Here is a 17890-nt window from a genome sequence, read left to right as displayed (position 1 = left end):
CAAAGCAAGACAAAGAAGGACACGCCATGGCGTGTCCTTTTTGCTTTAGGTATTTGGGATTTGTCTTCGGCTGTTTGGTATTCCTGTCTCCACCCCTTGTGGATGCGCCGAGGAGCGGAGGTTCAGGCGGATAAGGGATCGCGTTGTTTGAGCGAAGTGAAACGTAGCGAGTTTAGCGAGACCCCGCCTGAACCGAGCACCGCAGGTTGCCCGCAGCGAAGCGGAGGGACGCAGCAACCAGGGTCGCCTTTTCTTTTGCTTACTTTTCTTTTGGCGAAGCAAAAGAAAAGTGAGTAGCTGCCGGGCTACCCCCGGCCAACAACACTCAGCAGAGAGAGATGAAGGAAGAACAAGAGGAGGAAAGGGAGGCGGAGGGGCGCGTCCGCCGGAGCAAGACCCGGCCACAACCCCTTTATTTCGAAAACAGACGGCTAAACCCCTCCTTATTCAATGCAATCAATTGCGAGCTTTTTCCTTACAGTCCGCTAAAAGCCCATCTCCGCCGGCCGGCCGCCAGGCCAAAAAACTAAATCAATCCCATGCCAGACCACAAATTCCTCGTACGAGCCCCCCTGCTGGACCCCAAACAACAGGTGGTCGGCTACAGGCTGGCCTGGCAGAGTTCGGTGCCTACCGATCCGCGGGAGGATGTGCGACAGCTGCTGGACTTTGTGGGTGAGCGGGCCCACGATGCCGAGCTGGGTTTGCTGTTCCTTGATGCCGAGCGCGGTGTGCCGCCGGGTGGCATCCTGGCTGGCGAGGTGCCCAGCAACACGGTGCTGATGCTGGACTGCCCGGATCTGGCCGAGGACTGTGTGGCGGGCATGGCGTCCATGCGTGAACAAGGCTTGCAGCTGGCGCTGCGCGGTGCGAGCCTCGCGTTCATGGAAGCGCATGCCGAGACCCTGCTGCCGCTGGCCACGCACATCGAGTTGCCTTGGGGCCATCCGGATTTTGCGGCGCTCAGCAACCTGGCCAAACAGGCCGAGCCGCCGCTGGCCGTGGTGGTGCAGGATTTCCCGGGCTGGGCGGAGTTTGACAAGTCGGCCGCGCATGGCGTGGGTGGCTTTTTTGGGCAGCTGTGCACCACGCCGCGCCCGCTCAACAATGCCGGTGCGCTGAGCCCGCAGGCCATCTTCATCCTGCAGCTGATGCAGATGGTGCAGGAAAACGCCGACGTGCGGCACATCGAGGGTGTGCTCAAGCGCGATGCGGCGCTGTCGTACAAGCTGTTCCGCTACATCAACTCGCCGGGCTTCGGCATCGAGGTCGAGATCGAATCGCTGCGCCATGCGGTGACCATGCTGGGTTACACCCCGCTGTTCCGCTGGCTCTCGGTGCTGCTGGCCACCACCAACACGGCCGGTTATTCGCACGCCTTGCTGCAGGCCGCGATTGTGCGCGGGCGGTTTGCCGAGCTGCTGGGCAAGGACTTGCTGCCGCGCGGCGAGGCCGAGCACCTGTTTTTTGTCGGCATGTTCTCGCTGCTGGACCAGCTGCTGGGCATCCCGCTCGAGAAGGTGGTCAGCCAGATCCTGCTGCCCGAGCCCGTGGTGCAGGCCTTGCTGGGCCGCGAGGGGGTGTATGGCCCCTTTCTGTCACTGGTCGAGGCCTGTGAACAAAGAGACGGCCGCGTGCCGGCGCTGGCCGATGCGCTGTTTGTGACCTCCACGCGCGTCAACCAGGCGCACCTGGCGGCGCTGGCCTGGGCGCATACCGTCACGATTTAGCTTGCCATGCACTTTCCCCAGTGGGGAAGGGTGCAAGAGCCCATGCCCGAACCGGCCGCCCCGCCATCGCCAAAGAAGCGGCCGTTTTCGCGCGCTTTTCAGGCCATGGCGGGCGGCGCAGGCTTTGTACATTGAAGCATCGCCGTTTGCACTGTGCACAAGGCGCGTGCCTTGCGCGCGATGGCCCAAAAACCTATGAACACACCCCTGCATGGCGCCATGGCCTCGTCGGCCGGTCCGGATTTCCTCCTGACGGACCATGATTTTTCGAAAATACGCACGCTGATCCACCAGCGGGCGGGCATCGCCCTGAGCACGCAGAAACGGCAGATGGTTTACAGCCGGCTGGCGCGGCGCCTGCGCGAGCTGCGGCTGACCGAGTTCTCGAGCTATCTGCGCTTTCTCGAAGCCGACCCGCATGGCGACGAGTGGCAGCAGTTCACCAATGCGCTGACCACCAACCTCACGGCCTTTTTTCGCGAAGCCCACCATTTCCCCCTGCTGGCCGAGCATGCCAAAAAATGCGCCCAGCCCATGAGCGTCTGGTGTTCGGCCGCCTCCACCGGCGAGGAGCCGTATTCCATCGCCATGACCCTGATCGAGGCATTGGGCGAGCGCGCGGGCGCGGCGGCCAGCGTGATGGCCACCGACATAGACACCCAGGTGCTGGCCAAGGCCCAGGCCGGCATCTTCACCATGGAGCAGGTCAGCAAGCTTTCGCCGGCGCGGCTCAAGCGCTTTTTTTTGAAAGGCGCGGGCGCGCAGGCCGGCAAGGTGCGCATACGGCCCGAAGTTGCGGCCATGGTGAAGTTCGAGCAGCTCAACCTGCTGGACGCGAAATGGGCGCTGCGCGAGCCTTTTGACGCGATCTTCTGCCGCAATGTGATGATTTATTTCGACAAGCCCACGCAGGGCCGCATCCTGCAGCGTTTCGCGCCGCTGATGAAGCCGCACGGCCTGCTGTTTGCCGGGCATTCGGAGAATTTCTCCTTTGCCAGCGACACCTTCCGGCTCAAGGGCCAGACGGTGTATGAACTCGTGGCCGGCCCATGACCACGGCGCACCGGGAGACCCTGGCCACCCACCATTATTTCGACCGCGAGTTCGGCATCGCGGCGGTCAAACTGCTGCCCGGCGAATATTTTGTGACCTCCAGCGACATGGTGCTGACCACCGTGCTGGGCTCCTGCGTCTCGGCCTGTGTGCGCGACACCGTGGCCGGCATAGGCGGCATGAACCATTTCATGCTGCCCGAGGACGCCGAGCCGGGCACGCGCGGCGCGGCGGCTTCCATGCGCTACGGCGCTTACGCCATGGAGATGCTGCTCAACGAGCTGCTCAAGGCCGGCGCGCGGCGCGAGCGGCTCGAAGCCAAGGTCTTTGGCGGCGGCGCGGTGCTGGCGAATATGACCTTGCTCAACATCGGCGAGCGCAATGCCGACTTTGTGCTGCGCTATTTGCAGATGGAGCAGGTGCGCGTGGCCGCCCAGGATTTGCGCGGCAACTACCCGCGGCGCATCAACTACTTCCCGGTGACGGGCCGGGTCACCATGCGCAAGCTGCGCCAGCAGGACGACGTGGCGCTGGTGCGCGACGAGGAGCAGGCGCTGGCCGCCACCTTGCGCAGGCCGGCCCGGCCCGCCGCTGTCGAGATCTTCAGCAACAGCCAGGCCGCGGGCGCGGCCGCCAGGAATGCGTGGGCTTTATGAACGCGAACTTGAATGTAAACGGGACCGGGACTGTCCAAAAGATCAAGGTGCTGTGTGTCGACGACTCGGCGCTGATACGCAGCCTGATGACCGAGATCATCAACAGCCAGCCCGACATGGTGGTGGTGGCCACGGCCTCGGACCCGCTGGTCGCGCGCGACCTGGTCAAGCAGCACAACCCCGACGTGATGACGCTGGACGTGGAAATGCCGCGCATGGACGGCCTGGAGTTCCTCGAAAAACTCATGCGGTTGCGGCCCATGCCGGTGCTCATGGTGTCCTCGCTGACCGAGCGCGGCTCGGAGGCCGCGCTGCGCGCACTCGAATTGGGCGCGATCGACTTTGTGACCAAGCCGCGCCTGGGCATACGCGACGGCCTGCTGTCGTACACCGACCTGATCGCCGGCAAGATACGCATCGCGGCCAGCGCCAAGCTGCTGCCGGTGCGGCGCGCGGCGCCGGCGGGCGGCGCGGCCGGCGGGGAAGCGCCCCTGCTGCACAGCCCGCTGCTGAGCACCGAAAAACTCATCATCATCGGCGCCTCCACCGGCGGCACCGAGGCCATACGCGAGGTGCTGCAGCCGCTGCCGCCCGACAGCCCGGCCATCCTGATTGCCCAGCACATGCCGGCGGGCTTTACCAATTCCTTCGCGCAGCGCCTCAACGGCCTGTGCCGCATCGTGGTCTCGGAAGCGGTGCACGGCGAGCGTGTGCTGCCCGGCCATGCCTACATCGCGCCGGGCGGCTTTCATCTGTCGCTCACGCGCAGCGGCGCCAACTATGTGGCCCAGGTCGACCAGGCGCCGCCCGTGAACCGGCACCGGCCTTCGGTCGACGTGCTGTTCGACTCGGCGGCGCGCCATGCCGGCAAGAACGCCATCGGCGTGATCCTGACCGGCATGGGGCGTGACGGCGCCGAAGGCCTGCAGCGCATGCGCCAGGCCGGCGCCCACACCATCGCGCAGGACGAGGCCAGCTGCGTGGTCTACGGCATGCCGCGCGAGGCCGTGGCGCTGGGCGCGGTGAATGAGGTAGCACCGCTGCGCGAGATCAGCCAGCGCGTGCTGGCGCACCTGCGCTCTTTCGGGGAGCGCGCCAACCGGGTGTAGGACCTCAAGCTGAGCGCCAAACCGGCCGTAAACCCATCATGAAACTGAATCAAAAAACTGGAGTGAAGTGTGGTTGATAAAAACATCAAGATCCTGGTCGTGGATGACTTCCCGACCATGCGCCGGATTGTGCGCAACCTGCTCAAGGAGCTGGAGTTCGTCAACGTCGACGAGGCCGAGGACGGCGCGGCGGGCCTGGAAAAGGTCAAGACCGGCAGCTACGGCTTTGTGGTCTCGGACTGGAACATGCCGAATATGGACGGCCTGGCCATGCTGCAGGCCATACGCGCCGACCCGCAGTTCGCCAAGCTGCCGGTGCTCATGGTGACGGCCGAGGCAAAAAAGGAAAACATCATCGCGGCCGCGCAGGCCGGCGCGAACGGCTATGTGGTCAAGCCCTTCACCGCCGTGACGCTGGAGGAAAAGATCAACAAGATCTTCGAAAAGATCGAGAAGGAGGGTGCCTGACATGGACGCACACCAAGCCGTAGCACTGCACCCCGCGGCCACCGGCGATTCGGCCGAACAGCTGGTCAACCGCATAGGCCATTTGACGCGCCAGATGCGCGAGGGCATGCGCGAACTGGGCCTGGACAAAAGCATTGCGCGCGCGGCCGAGGCGATTCCCGATGCGCGCGACCGCCTGAGCTATGTGGCCCAGATGACCGAACGCGCGGCCGAAAGGGCGCTCAACGCCATCGACGTGGCCCAGCCCATACAGGACAGCCTGGCCAAGCAGGCGGTGGAGCTCGGCAAGCGCTGGGACGGCTGGTTCGCCAGCCCGGTGGAGTTGTCCGATGCGCGCGAGCTGGTGAAAGACACGCGCAGCTACCTGGCCGAGGCGCCCAAGCAGGCCGGCGCCACCAACGCCCAGCTCATGGAAATCATGATGGCCCAGGACTTCCAGGACCTGACCGGCCAGGTCATCAAGAAGATGATGGACGTGATCAAGGACATGGAGACGCAGCTGCTGCAGCTGCTGATAGACAACGCGCCGCCCGACAAGCGCCAGGAAGCCGGCCAGGGCCTGCTCAATGGCCCGCAGATCAAGATCGGCAATGCGGATGCGGTGGCGGACCAGGGGCAGGTAGACGATTTGCTGGCCAGCCTGGGGTTCTGAGCGCCTTCTTATTGCCCAAAGAACAGGCCGATACAGGGCCTGTTTCGCAGATCGGTTTCAGGGCTCCGCTTCAATAATTCTTAGGACGAGGTACCTCCTGTGCCTCGCTCTGCGGAGTATGGATGGCGGAAGAAAGTGAGCTCGAAAAGACCGAACCGGCCTCGCCGCGCCGCCTGGAAAAGGCGCGCGAAGAAGGCCAGGTGGCGCGGTCGCGCGAGCTGGTCACCTTTGTCATGCTCACCACGGGCGTGGGCGGGCTGTGGATGCTGGGCGAGATGATGGGCGGGCATTTCAACAGCGCGCTGCGCGGCGGCCTGCAGTTCGAGCGCGCCTCGGCCTTTGATGCCTCGCACATGATGAACCAGGCCGGCACGGCCGTGCTGCACGCCATGCAGGCGCTGCTGCCGGTGCTGCTGATGATGCTGGTGGCCGCGCTGGTGGCGCCCATGCTGCTGGGCGGCTGGCTGCTGTCGGCCCAGTCGCTGGCGCCGAATTTTTCCAAGCTCAACCCGGTTGCCGGCATAGGCCGCATGTTCTCGGTCGAGTCGCTGGCCGAACTCGTCAAGACTTTGTTCAAGTCGGTGCTGGTGGGCGGCGTCGCCTGGTGGGTCATTGCCGATGACCTGGGCGCCATCATGGGCTTGATGCGCGAGCCCTCGCATGCCGCGCTGCCGCACACCCTGCACCTGGTGGCGGGCAGCTGCGCGCTGATCATCGCCTCGCTGCTGCTGGTGGCCGGCATCGACGTGCCCTACCAGCTCTGGAGCCACGCGCGCAAGCTGCGCATGTCGCGCGAAGACCTGCGCCAGGAGAACAAGGAAAGCGAGGGCGACCCGCACATCAAGGCGCAGATACGCCGGCAGCAGCAACAGATGGCCAAGCGCCGCATGATGGCCGAGGTGCCCAAGGCCGACATCATCGTCACCAACCCCACGCACTTTGCCGTCGCCCTTCAATACCTGGACCAGGATATGCGCGCGCCGCGCGTGATCGCCAAGGGCACCGACCTGGTGGCCTTGCGTATACGCGCCATGGCCGAGGAGCACAAGATACCGGTGCTGGAGGCGCCGCCGCTGACGCGCGCGCTGTACCGCCACACCAAGCTCGGCGATGAAATCCCGGCGGCGCTGTATTCGGCCGTGGCCGAGGTGCTGGCCTGGGCCTACCAGCTGCGGCGCGCGGCCGAGGGCGGCGTGGCGCCGCCGCGCGCGCCGCGCGACCTGCCGGTGCCTGAGTCGCTGGACCCATTTGCTCCCCTAGCCCCGGCGGGAGCCGCCGCATGACGCTGGTCGACGACCTGATGCGCCTGCCGCGCCAGATGATGGCCGGCGGCAAAGGCAAGGGCCTGGCCGGCCCGGTGCTCATCATCCTGATCCTCAGCATGATGGTGCTGCCGCTGCCGCCGTTTTTGCTGGACCTGCTGTTCACCTTCAACATCGCGCTGTCCATCATGGTGCTGCTGGTCAGCATGTACACGATGAAGGCGCTGGACTTCGCGGCCTTTCCGGCCGTGCTGCTGTTCACCACGCTGCTGCGCCTGTCGCTCAACGTTGCCTCCACGCGTGTGGTGCTGATGGAAGGCCACACCGGGCCCGACGCGGCCGGCAAGGTGATCGAGGCCTTCGGCCACTTCCTGGTGGGCGGCAACTTCGCGGTCGGTGTGATGGTTTTCATCATCCTGGTGGTGATCAACTTCATGGTCATCACCAAGGGCGCGGGCCGCATCGCCGAGGTGGGCGCGCGCTTCACGCTGGACGCCATGCCGGGCAAGCAGATGGCGATAGACGCCGACCTCAACGCCGGCCTGATCGGCGAGGACGTGGCGCGCAAGCGCCGCGCCGAAGTGGCGCAGGAGGCCGACTTCTACGGCTCCATGGACGGCGCCAGCAAGTTTGTGCGCGGCGATGCGGTGGCCGGCCTGCTGATCCTGGTGATCAACATCATCGGCGGGCTGATCGTCGGCATGGCCCAGCACGGGCTGGATTTTTCGCAGGCGGCCACGAGCTACACCTTGCTGGCGATCGGCGACGGCCTGGTCGCGCAGATCCCGGCGCTGGTGATCTCCACGGCGGCCGGTGTCATCGTCTCGCGCGTCACCACCGACGAAGACGTGGGCGGCCAGCTCACGGGCCAGCTCTTTGCCAACCCGCAGGTGCTGTTCCTGACGGCCGGCGTGATTGGCCTGATGGGTTTGATCCCCGGCATGCCCAATATCGCGTTTTTGATCATCGCGGGCGGCCTGGTCTGGCTGGGCCGGCGCATCTTGCAGCGCGGCGCCGTGGGCGCGGCCGCCGCGGCGGAAGCGCCGCCGCCGCCGGCCCCGGCCGAATCGCAGGAAGCCAGCTGGGACGACGTGGCCCTGGTGGACCCGCTGGGGCTGGAGGTCGGCTACCGGCTGATCTCGCTGGTGGACAAAAGCCAGAACGGCGAGCTGCTGGGCCGCATCAAAAGCATACGCAAGAAGTTCGCGCAGGACATCGGTTTCCTGGTGCCCGTGGTGCATATCCGCGACAACCTGGAGATCAAGCCCAACGCCTATGTGCTCAAGCTCAAGGGCGTGCAGATCGGCGAGGGCGAGGCCTTTCCCGGCCAGTGGATGGCCATCAACCCGGGTCAGGTCAGCGCCCCCCTGCCGGGCACGCAGACAAAAGACCCGGCTTTCGGCCTGCCCGCGACCTGGATAGACAGCGGCCTGCGCGAGCAGGCGCAGATCTACGGCTACACCGTGGTCGACGCCAGCACTGTGGTGGCCACGCACCTCAACCATTTGATCCACGCGCACGCGGCCGATCTGCTGGGCCGCCAGGAAGTGCAGCAGCTGCTGGACCGTATAGGCAAGGAGTCGCCCATGCTGGTGCAGGACCTGGTGCCCAAGACGCTTTCGCTCACCACGCTGCAGAAAGTACTGCAAAACCTGCTTGAGGAAAACGTGCCGATACGCGACATGCGCACCATCCTCGACGTGCTGGCCGAGCATGCGCCCACCGTGAGCGACACCACCGAGCTGAGCTCGCTGATACGGCTGTCGCTGTCGCGCGCCATCGTGCAGCAGATTTTCCCGGGCAACGAGGCCCTGCAGGTGATAGGCCTGGACAGCGCGCTGGACCGTGTGCTGCTGCAGGCCCTGGCCAACAGCGCCGGCCTGGAGCCGGGCCTGGCCGACAGGCTGCTGCGCGAAGCCCAGCAGGCCATGGATCGCCAGGCCGGGCTGGGCCTGGCGCCGGTGCTGGTGGTGCAACACCCGCTGCGCGTGCTGCTGGCGCGCTTCCTGCGCCGCAGCCTGCCGCAGCTCAAGGTGCTGTCGCACGCTGAGATACCCGACACCCGCACCATCCAGGTGACCGCCACGATTGGAGCCACGACGTGAACAGCCGCAGCATCAACACCGGTGAGACCTGCCGGGTCGTCGCGCCTTCGAGCCGCGAGGCCTTGCGCCTGGTGCGCGAAAAACTGGGCCCCGATGCCGTGGTGCTGTCGAATCGCGTGACGGCCGAAGGCGTGGAGGTGCTTGCGGCACTCGATGAGTTTGTTGCGGTGCCCGCGCCGGCCGTGCCCGCCGCTCCCGTGAACCCGCCAGCCGAAAGCGACGCCGTGCTGCGCGAAATCCATTCCATGCGCGGCATGATTGAAGAGCAGCTGGCCGGCATGGCCTGGAACGACAAGCAGCGGCGCGACCCGGTGCGCGGCCATTTGCTGCGCACCCTGCTGGGCGCGGGTTTCAGCGCGCGCCTGGCCAAGGACATCCTGCAGGACCTGCCCACGGGCCAGGGCCAGGCGCAGGGCATGGACTATGCGAAGGCCGAGCTGGCGCGCCGCATGCCCCTGCTCGAGGACGAAGGCGCGCTGCTGGACGAGGGCGGCGTGTATGCGCTCATGGGCCCGACCGGCGTGGGCAAGACCACCACCACGGCCAAGCTCGCGGCGCGCTGCGTGATGCGCTTTGGCGCCGACAAACTGGCCCTGGTCACCACCGATAGCTACCGCATAGGCGCGTACGAGCAGCTGCGCATCTACGGACAGATCCTGGGCGTGTCGGTGCATGCGGTCAAGGACGCGGCCGACCTGGACCGGGTGCTGGCCGGCCTGCGCGACAAACACATGGTGCTGATAGACACCGTGGGCATGAGCCAGCGCGACCGCGCGGTCGCCGGGCAAATCGCCATGCTGTGCGGCGCGAGCCGGCCGGTCAAGCGCCTGCTGCTGCTCAATGCCTCCAGCCACGGCGACACCCTGAATGAAGTGGTGCAGGCCTACCGCCATGGCGAGAAGCCCGGTGGCACCAATAGCGATTGGGACCTGGCCGGCTGCATCTTCACCAAGGTCGACGAGGCCACGCACCCGGGCGCGCTGATCGACATGGCGATACGCCACCAGCTGCCGGTGCATTACATCTCCAGCGGCCAGCAAGTGCCCGAACACCTGGCGCCGGCCGACGGCCGTGCCCTGGTCGACAGCGTGTTCCAGGCGAAAAGCCGCAGCGCGCTGTTTGTGCCCAGCGAGCCTGGGCTTGAGGACAAACCCGCGGCCGCTGACCAAGAGGCGCAAGCCGCCAGCGAGCGCCTGCGCGCGCAATGCCGGCAACTGATCAATGCCCTGACGCACAACGCGCAAGAGTTGGCCGCCAACGCGGCCGCGCTGTCGAAGGGCGGCATAGGCTTTGAGGAAACGCGCGCGCTGTGGCGGCAGCTTTCGGCCCCTGCGGATGCCGAGGACGCGCAAGGCGTGTCGCGGGTGCTGCTGTCCCGGGCCGTGGAGGACAGCGCCGCGCTGTGCGATGGCCATGTGCTGGCCGTGGCCGGTGAGGCGCGCGGCAGCGAAGCGGCGCAAGGGCTGGTCGCCACGCTGCTGCTGTCGGACCGCACCGGCCAGGTGTTCGCGGCGCCGCTGCAAGGCCATGCAGACCCGGCACGGCCGGCAGGGTGGGCGTTGCAGCCCGCGCTGGGCAGGGCCGTGGTCCATTTGTTCGCGCAAGTGCCCGAGGCCGGCTTGATCCGCCAGTGGCAAAAAGACGGGCACGCCTGGGCGGCGGCCGGCAGCTCGGCCATGCGCATTGTCGATGCGGACACCGGCGCGCGCGGCACGCTGGGCAAGCTGGCCGCGGGACTGGACTTCGGCGCGGCCCAGCCCGTGGTCTACCGCAAGAAGGCGGCCCTGATGTCGGTGGCCGAGGCGCGCATCAGCTTGCGGCCCGAGCTCGATGAGCTGGCGCCGGGCACACAGCCGCCGCTGCCGGTGCTGCGCTGTGTGGTCAGGCGCATGGTCGATGCCCAGAGCGGCAAGCTGCTGGCCCACAGCTATGTGCTGGCCGGCGACGCTGTGCGGGTGCCGGCGCAACGCATGGCGCAGTGGCCGGCCTGGCGCAGCGCCGCCGAACCCTATTTCAAGCTGCTGGGCCAGGGCATTGGCCAGCTCGATGCGGCCGACGTGCCCGCGCGCCGGCTGATTGCCGGCCAGGCCTGCGCCACCGTCTTCCTGCTGCAAGGCCTGCAGGACGGCTGGGCCGACACGGCACGCGCGGCACTCGCGCAACTGGCCGGGCGCGCGCCCAAAGCGGGCCGGCCCGTGCCGGCCGCCGTGCTGCTCGAAGGCCTGGGCAAGCTGCTGGTGCTGCTGGATGCGCTGGAGACTGAGGGCGTGGACCAGCCCTTGCCGGCGCACATGCCCGCCGCGCGCGGCTGAGGATGGACACGTGAAGACACCGGGCAACGACCAGGCCGACGGGCTCAGGCGCCTGATGGCGAACAGCCCGGGCCGGCTGCTGGCTTTTGTTGCCGGCGCGCCGGGCGCGGGCGTGAGCAGCGTCACGCTGAACCTCGCGGCGGCGCTGGCGCGTTTGGGCCAGGACGTGCACCTGGTCGATGAGCGCGGCGATGCGCCTTCGGGGCCGCCGCGGCGCCGCGGCCGGCTGGTGCTGCTCGACGCGGTGCTGGGCGAAGAGGGCACCTTGTCGCCGCTCGCGGCCCGGGCCGACGAGATGGTGGTGCTGGTGAGGCCGCAGGCCGAAGCCATCACTGCCGCCTATGCCCGCATCAAGCGGCTGCAGCAGGCCCATGGGCTGCGGCGCGTGCGTGTGCTGGTCAACCATGCGGCCGGCGAGGCCGAGGCCCAGCGCATCCTGGCCAACCTGGCCGGGGCCGCGAGCCGCTACCTGGGCCTGGCGCTGGAGCCGGCCGGCTGCATCAGCGCCGACCCGCAACTGGACCAGGCGCGCGGGTTCAACCTCAGTGTGGTCGAAGCCTTTCCGGGCAGCCCGGCCGCGGCGGATTTTTACCGGCTGGCCTCGGCGCTGCTGCGCTGGCCGGCGCGGCCCGCCGCCGAAGCAGACAGCGCGCCGCGCGTGGACCGCTTCCACGCGGCCGCCGCCTGATACCCGACCGTTCAAGAAGCAGGAGGAATCCTTCCATGTACACCCCCCAGGGAAAGATGGCCCAGCCGGCCCCGTCGGAGCTGCTGGCGCAGCACGCGCCGCTGGTGCGCAGGCTGGCGCTGCAGATGATCGCCAGGCTGCCGGCCAGCGTGGAGCTGGACGACCTGATACAGGTCGGCATGATGGGCTTGCTGGACGCCGCCGAAAAATACCAGGACGACCAGGGCGCGAAGTTCGAGACCTACGCGAGCCAGCGCATACGCGGCGCCATGCTCGACGAGCTGCGCGCCAACGACTGGGTGTCGCGCGGCCTGCGCAGGTCTTCGCGCAGCGTGTCCATGGCGGTGCGCGCGCAGGAGCAAAAGCTGGGCCGCGCGCCCAGTGAAAGCGAGATCGCCCAGGCCATGGAGCTGCCGCTGGCGGCCTACCAGCAGCTGCTGCACGAGATACACGGCTGCCAGCTTGTCTACTACGAGGATTTTGAGCGCGGCGACGGCGAGGCCGGCGAGAGCAGCTTCCTGGACCGGCAAGACCACGGCGACAGCGTGATGGCCGACGAGCCGCTCACGCAGCTGCTGCAGGGCGACTTCCGGCGCCAGCTGATCGCCGCCATAGGCGAGCTGCCCGAGCGTGAGCAGCTGCTGCTCAGCCTTTATTACGAGGAAGAGCTGAACCTGCGCGAAATTGGCGCGGTGCTCGACGTGACCCAGTCGCGCGTCTGCCAACTGCACAGCCAGGCCATCAGTCGGCTGCGCGCCGGCCTGGCCGAGGCGCTGGGCCTGCAGGAGGCGCCGCGCAAGCCGGCCGCGGCCGCACGGCCCCGGGCCGCGAAGGCCATGCCATCCGCGGAGATGAATTCACCCAAACGCCAGGACGGCCTGGTGAGTAGCTCTTGAGTTTTCATCAGGCCGGCCGATAGATACACGGTAGAGACAGATGTCCATTGATTCCAAAGGAGTGCGTATGCACGAGACACACAACAACCCCGCATCAGCCGGCAAGGCCCTCGAATTCCTGGCCTTCAGGCTGGGCCACGAAGAGTACGGCGTGGACATCCAGAAAGTGCAGGAGCTGCGCGGCTACGACACGGTGACGCGCATCGCGAATGCGCCCGAGCACATCAAGGGTGTGGTCAACCTGCGCGGCATCATCGTGCCGATTGTGGACATGCGCATCAAGTTCAAGCTGGGCACGCCCAGCTACGACCAGTTCACCGTGGTGATTATTTTGAACATCGCCAGCCGCGTGATGGGCATGGTGGTGGACAGCGTCTCGGACGTGATCACGCTGGACGCCGACCAGGTCAGGCCCGCACCCGAGATGGGCGCCTTGCTGGACACCGAATACCTGGTAGGCCTGGGCACGCTGGACGACCGCATGCTGATCCTCGTCGACATCGACAAGCTCATGTCCAGCAGCGACATGGCCCTGATCAACGCCGCCACATCCTGAGCGGCCATCTTTTCTTCTGGAGTTCCCATCATGTTTTTAGGCAATCTCTCCATCGGCAAGCGCCTGGCCGTCGTGGTCGGCCTTATTCTTGCGCTGTTTCTGACCAGCAGCGTGCTCGCCGTCCTCAAGCTCAGCCAGCTGGGTGAGGAAATCAAGGCCATGGTCGAGAAGAACATCAAGACCGAGCGGGCAGGCTCCGACTGGCTGCGCCACACCACCGCGGGCATACAGCGCGCCGCGGCCATCGCCAAGAGCAGCGACGTCGGCCTGGTCGCCTATTTCGCGCCGGCCTCGGCAACCTCGATCAAGAACACCAACGAGCTGCAGAAATTCCTTGAGCAGCAGATGGACACGCCCGAGAAAAAGCAGCTCTTCGACAAGGTCGGTGAGCTGCGCAAGGTCTACCTGGCCGCGCGCGAGGACGTCAGCAAGGCCAAGCAGGCCGGCGACATGGAGGGCGCGAACCGCATCTTCAACGAACGTTTTGAGCCGACTTCGCGCGACTACCTGGCCGGCGTGCAGAAGATGGTGGACACCGAGCGCGAGCTGCTCGATGACGCGGCGCAGCGCGGCGAGGCATTGCGCGCCAGGATCAGCCTGCTGCTGGTGGTCTGCAGCGTGGTCTCGCTGGGCCTGGGCGCCCTGCTGGCCTGGCTGCTGGTGCGCAGCATCACCCGGCCGCTGTCGAATGCGGTGCAGGTGGCCCGCGCGGTGGCCGCCGGCGACCTGACCAGCCGGATTGAGGTTGAGAGCCAGGACGAGACCGGCCAGCTCATGCAAGCGCTCAAGGACATGAATGACGCCCTGGTGGGCATTGTTGGCAATGTGCGCAGCGGTACGGACACGATTGCCACCGCGTCCAGCGAGATCGCGGCCGGCAACCATGACTTGTCATCGCGTACCGAGCAGCAGGCGAGCTCTCTTGAAGAGACGGCGGCTTCGATGGAAGAGCTGACCTCCACCGTCAAACAGAATGCCGACAACGCCCGCCAAGCGAATCAGCTGGCGGTGTCCGCGTCCAGTGTGGCCGTCAAGGGCGGCACGGTGGTCGCCGAGGTGGTCGGCACCATGGGCGCGATCAATGCATCGTCCAGAAAAATCGTCGACATCATTGGCGTGATAGACGGCATTGCCTTCCAGACCAATATCCTCGCGCTCAATGCCGCCGTGGAAGCGGCGCGTGCCGGCGAACAGGGCCGGGGTTTTGCCGTGGTGGCGGCCGAGGTGCGCAACCTGGCCCAGCGCAGCGCGGCGGCGGCCAAAGAGATCAAGACCTTGATCGATGATTCGGTGAGCAAGGTCGAGGAGGGCAGCAGCCAGGTCGCCGAAGCCGGCAAGACCATGGACGAGATTGTCGACAGCGTCAAACGCGTGACCGACATCATGGCCGAGATCACCGCCGCCAGCCAGGAACAGACATCCGGCATAGAGCAGATCAACCAGGCCATCACACAGATGGACCAGGTCACGCAGCAGAACGCGGCGCTTGTCGAACAAGCGGCCGCCGCGGCGTCTTCGCTGCAGGAGCAGGCCGGCAGCTTGTCGGACGCGGTCAGCGTGTTCAAGGTCGAGGGAGGGCACGTCACACCGGCCCGCCGCCCGGCCGCCAGCAGGCCAGCCGCCACGCCTAAACAGCCGCCCCAGGCTCGCCAGGCCATCGCGGCTTCGCGCAAAGCCGTGCCCGCCAGCGGTGAACTGGCTGTGGCCGGCGGCAGTTGGGAAACTTTTTAGGTCGGGAGGCCCCGTGAGTAGCTCTTAAGTTTGCGTCGCAGCCAGCCGATAAGTACAGACAGCCATTGATTTCTAAAGGAGTGCGTATGCACGAGATAAACAAACAAGCCGAAGCGGCCACCGGCAAGGCGCTGGAGTTCCTGGCCTTTACCCTGGGCCAGGAAGAGTACGGCGTGGACATCCAGAAAGTGCAGGAATTACGCGGCTACGACACGGTGACGCGCATCGCCAATGCGCCCGAACACATCAAAGGCGTGGTCAACCTGCGCGGCATCATCGTGCCGATTGTGGACATGCGCATCAAGTTCAACCTTGGCACGCCCAGCTACGACCAGTTCACGGTCGTCATCATCCTGAATATCGCGAGCCGGGTGATGGGCATGGTGGTGGACAGCGTCTCGGACGTGATCACGCTCAGCCCCGAGCAGGTCAGGCCCGCGCCTGAGATGGGCGCGCTGCTGGACACCGAATACCTGATAGGCCTGGGCACGCTGGACGAACGCATGCTCATCCTCGTCGATATCGACAAACTCATGTCCAGCAGCGACATGGCGCTGATAGAGCGCGCCACGCTTTAAGCCCTTCAAACCCTGAAAGTTCGCACCCATGTCACTCAACAACATCAAGGTCGGCAGCCGCCTGGCGCTGGCTTTCGGCCTGCTTCTTTTTATCATGGCGGCGATTTCCGCCACCGGCGTCTGGCGCCTGCAGGGCCTGGCCGAGACCACCCACCAGCTGGGCACCATAGACAACGAAAAGCTCAAGATGGCGGTGCAATGGCGCCAGACCATAGACCTGAACTGGATACGCACCCGCGCCTCCATCATGGACGCCGACACCAGCCGCATCCCGCTGTGGCAGGCCGACATGGACAAGACCTCGGAAATCTCGAATGCCTCGCGCAAACGCCTGGTCGAGCTGGTCCAGACGGAAGAGGGCAAAAAACTGCTGGCCAGCATAGACGCCGCGCGCGAGGCCTACCGCACGCCGCGCGCCGCCGTGCTCAAGCGGCGGCAGGCCGGGGAAGACGTCACCGCCGTGCTGGAGCGCGAGCTCAAGCCGCTGGCCGAGGCCTACAGCGAGAGCATCCACAAACTCGAAGAGCAGCAGCAAAAGCTGTATGACGCCGCGCTGGTGCGCGCCGAAGAAAACGCGGCCCAGGGCCGGTTGATCCTGGTTGTGGGCGCGGTGCTGGCCTTGCTGCTGGGCGCGGCCTCGGCCTTTGTGCTGACCCGCTCCATCACCGGGCCTTTGCGCCAGGCGGCGCGCAGCGCGCGTTTTATCGCCGACGGCGACCTGACCCAGCCCGTGCACAGCACAGGCCGCGACGAGGCCGCCGAACTGCTGCAGGCCTTGAAGACCATGCAAGACAACCTGGTCGGCATCGTCGGCAATGTGCGCAGCGGCACCGACACGATTGCAACGGCCAGCAGCGAGATCGCGGCCGGCAACCATGATTTGTCCTCACGCACCGAACAACAGGCCAGTTCGCTCGAAGAGACGGCGGCTTCGATGGAGGAGCTGACGTGCACCGTCAAACAGAATGCCGACAATGCGCGCCAAGCGAATCAGCTGGCGGTGTCCGCGTCCAGTGTCGCCGTCAAGGGCGGCACGGTGGTCGCCGAGGTGGTGGGCACCATGGGCGCGATCAATGCATCGTCCAGAAAGATTGTCGACATCATTGGTGTGATCGACGGCATTGCCTTCCAGACCAATATCCTGGCGCTCAATGCCGCCGTGGAAGCCGCCCGTGCCGGCGAACAGGGCAGGGGTTTTGCGGTCGTGGCGGCCGAGGTGCGCAACCTGGCGCAGCGCAGCGCCGCCGCTGCCAAAGAGATCAAGACCCTGATCGATGATTCGGTGAGCAAGGTCGAGGAGGGCAGCAGCCAGGTCGCCGAAGCCGGCAAGACCATGGACGAGATCGTCGACAGCGTCAAACGCGTGACCGACATCATGGCCGAGATCACGGCCGCCAGCCAGGAACAGACCTCGGGCATTGAACAGATCAACCAGGCGATTACGCAAATGGACCAGGTCACGCAGCAGAATGCGGCACTTGTTGAACAAGCGGCCGCCGCGGCGTCGTCGCTGCAAGAGCAGGCCAGCGGCTTGTCGCAGGTGGTGAGTGTGTTCAAGGTCCATGGCGGGCATGCGCCTGCTGCGCAGCAGCCGCGCGCCAGCGTGACCCGGCCCGCGACGCCCAAACAGCCGCCGCAAGTGCGCGAGGCGATTGCCGCGCCACGCAAACCGGCAAAGGGCGACCTTGCCATGGCCGGTGGCGGAAGCTGGGAAACGTTTTGATGCCGGGTCTTGCGCCGGTCTTGCGCGCTCTTCCTCCTCTTTCCTCTTTCCTCTTTTTAGTTCTGCTGGCCGGGGGTTGCCCGGCGGCAACTCACTTTTATCGAAACCCGCAAGGCGGGTTTTCTTTTCTTCGCCAAACGGCGCGCTACGCGCGCGGGGTTTGCTCACTTCGCGTAGCGAAGTTACGCAAACACCAAAAGTAAGCAAAAGAAAGGCGACCCGCAGTCTGGGTCCCTTCGCTGCGCTGCGGGCAACCTGCGCTGCTCGACTGCGGAGGGGGTCTGGCTAAACTCGCTACGCTGCGCTTCGCTCAGACAACGCCAGCCCTTATCCCTCCTCCGTCTGCGCTGCTCGGCCCAGCCAGGACGGGG

The 17890-nt window shown here is 66.1% G+C and carries 15 protein-coding genes and 1 pseudogene; all 16 read left to right on the top strand.

The annotated features are described in order from the left end of the window. Nucleotides 1-297: pseudogene (locus BLQ85_RS24725) on the top strand (hypothetical protein); the annotation flags it as partial. 242 nt (nt 298-539) lie between these two features. Next, nucleotides 540-1730, top strand: a complete 1191-nt coding sequence (locus BLQ85_RS23720; protein ID WP_074580430.1) for an EAL and HDOD domain-containing protein — start codon at nt 540-542, stop codon at nt 1728-1730. Nucleotides 1731-1925: 195 nt separating this feature from the next. Further along, entirely contained in the window at nt 1926-2783 is an 858-nt protein-coding gene (locus BLQ85_RS23715) for a CheR family methyltransferase (protein WP_074580432.1), read from the top strand. Next, complete coding sequence (cheD, locus tag BLQ85_RS23710) at nt 2780-3439, top strand: chemoreceptor glutamine deamidase CheD (protein WP_074580429.1); 660 nt, start codon at nt 2780-2782, stop codon at nt 3437-3439. Before BLQ85_RS23715 ends, cheD begins: the two co-directional genes overlap by 4 nt. Then, nucleotides 3436-4548, top strand: a complete 1113-nt coding sequence (locus tag BLQ85_RS23705; RefSeq protein WP_074580428.1) for a protein-glutamate methylesterase/protein-glutamine glutaminase — start codon at nt 3436-3438, stop codon at nt 4546-4548. The genes cheD and BLQ85_RS23705 overlap by 4 nt, the downstream gene beginning before the upstream one ends. Before the next feature lie 69 nt (nt 4549-4617). After that, entirely contained in the window at nt 4618-5016 is a 399-nt protein-coding gene (cheY, locus tag BLQ85_RS23700) for a chemotaxis response regulator CheY (RefSeq protein WP_007873092.1), read from the top strand. Nucleotide 5017: 1 nt separating this feature from the next. After that, nucleotides 5018-5668: a protein phosphatase CheZ gene (gene cheZ / locus BLQ85_RS23695; protein ID WP_074580427.1), complete on the top strand. Its 651-nt coding sequence runs from the start codon at nt 5018-5020 to the stop codon at nt 5666-5668. Between the two features lie 122 nt (nt 5669-5790). After that, nucleotides 5791-6951 carry a flagellar biosynthesis protein FlhB gene (flhB, locus tag BLQ85_RS23690; RefSeq protein WP_074580426.1) on the top strand — a complete coding sequence of 387 codons (1161 nt, stop codon included), beginning with the start codon at nt 5791-5793 and terminating at the stop codon, nt 6949-6951. A 17-nt stretch (nt 6952-6968) separates the two neighbouring features. Continuing rightward, entirely contained in the window at nt 6969-9035 is a 2067-nt protein-coding gene (gene flhA, locus BLQ85_RS23685) for a flagellar biosynthesis protein FlhA (protein ID WP_371327336.1), read from the top strand. Then, a complete protein-coding gene (gene flhF / locus BLQ85_RS23680) occupies nt 9032-11347 on the top strand; it encodes a flagellar biosynthesis protein FlhF (protein WP_074580424.1) in 2316 nt (771 codons plus the stop codon). The genes flhA and flhF overlap by 4 nt, the downstream gene beginning before the upstream one ends. 10 nt (nt 11348-11357) lie before the next feature. Beyond that, nucleotides 11358-12035 carry a MinD/ParA family ATP-binding protein gene (locus BLQ85_RS23675; protein WP_083336977.1) on the top strand — a complete coding sequence of 226 codons (678 nt, stop codon included), beginning with the start codon at nt 11358-11360 and terminating at the stop codon, nt 12033-12035. Nucleotides 12036-12070: 35 nt separating this feature from the next. Further along, nucleotides 12071-12931 (top strand): RNA polymerase sigma factor FliA, encoded by an 861-nt coding sequence (locus tag BLQ85_RS23670; RefSeq protein ID WP_083336976.1) that lies wholly within the window; start codon nt 12071-12073, stop codon nt 12929-12931. Nucleotides 12932-12998: 67 nt separating this feature from the next. Next, on the top strand, nt 12999-13487 hold the full coding sequence (locus tag BLQ85_RS23665) for a chemotaxis protein CheW (RefSeq protein ID WP_074580423.1): 489 nt from the start codon (nt 12999-13001) through the stop codon (nt 13485-13487). 30 nt (nt 13488-13517) lie between these two features. After that, nucleotides 13518-15218: a methyl-accepting chemotaxis protein gene (locus tag BLQ85_RS23660; RefSeq protein ID WP_074580422.1), complete on the top strand. Its 1701-nt coding sequence runs from the start codon at nt 13518-13520 to the stop codon at nt 15216-15218. 86 nt (nt 15219-15304) lie between these two features. After that, a complete protein-coding gene (locus BLQ85_RS23655; protein WP_074580421.1) occupies nt 15305-15796 on the top strand; it encodes a chemotaxis protein CheW in 492 nt (163 codons plus the stop codon). A gap of 28 nt (nt 15797-15824) precedes the next feature. Beyond that, on the top strand, nt 15825-17519 hold the full coding sequence (locus BLQ85_RS23650; RefSeq protein WP_074580420.1) for a methyl-accepting chemotaxis protein: 1695 nt from the start codon (nt 15825-15827) through the stop codon (nt 17517-17519). The last annotated feature ends 371 nt before the right edge of the window (nt 17520-17890 follow it).

It is taken from the genome of Polaromonas sp. JS666 (assembly GCF_900103405.1).
GTDB lineage: Bacteria > Pseudomonadota > Gammaproteobacteria > Burkholderiales > Burkholderiaceae_C > Polaromonas.
Note: the sequence above shows the minus strand (reverse complement) of the source record. Positions and strands in the feature narration are given on the sequence as shown.

Bases quoted from the DNA above. Each gene is read 5' to 3' on its own strand.
- BLQ85_RS23720 (WP_074580430.1), top strand. From the start codon at position 540: ATGCCAGACCACAAATTCCTCGTACGAGCCCCCCTGCTGGACCCCAAA.
- BLQ85_RS23715 (WP_074580432.1), top strand. From the start codon at position 1,926: ATGAACACACCCCTGCATGGCGCCATGGCCTCGTCGGCCGGTCCGGAT.
- cheD (WP_074580429.1), top strand. From the start codon at position 2,780: ATGACCACGGCGCACCGGGAGACCCTGGCCACCCACCATTATTTCGAC.
- BLQ85_RS23705 (WP_074580428.1), top strand. From the start codon at position 3,436: ATGAACGCGAACTTGAATGTAAACGGGACCGGGACTGTCCAAAAGATC.
- cheZ (WP_074580427.1), top strand. From the start codon at position 5,018: ATGGACGCACACCAAGCCGTAGCACTGCACCCCGCGGCCACCGGCGAT.
- flhB (WP_074580426.1), top strand. From the start codon at position 5,791: ATGGCGGAAGAAAGTGAGCTCGAAAAGACCGAACCGGCCTCGCCGCGC.
- flhA (WP_371327336.1), top strand. From the start codon at position 6,969: ATGCGCCTGCCGCGCCAGATGATGGCCGGCGGCAAAGGCAAGGGCCTG.
- BLQ85_RS23670 (WP_083336976.1), top strand. From the start codon at position 12,071: ATGTACACCCCCCAGGGAAAGATGGCCCAGCCGGCCCCGTCGGAGCTG.
- BLQ85_RS23665 (WP_074580423.1), top strand. From the start codon at position 12,999: ATGCACGAGACACACAACAACCCCGCATCAGCCGGCAAGGCCCTCGAA.
- BLQ85_RS23660 (WP_074580422.1), top strand. From the start codon at position 13,518: ATGTTTTTAGGCAATCTCTCCATCGGCAAGCGCCTGGCCGTCGTGGTC.
- BLQ85_RS23655 (WP_074580421.1), top strand. From the start codon at position 15,305: ATGCACGAGATAAACAAACAAGCCGAAGCGGCCACCGGCAAGGCGCTG.
- BLQ85_RS23650 (WP_074580420.1), top strand. From the start codon at position 15,825: ATGTCACTCAACAACATCAAGGTCGGCAGCCGCCTGGCGCTGGCTTTC.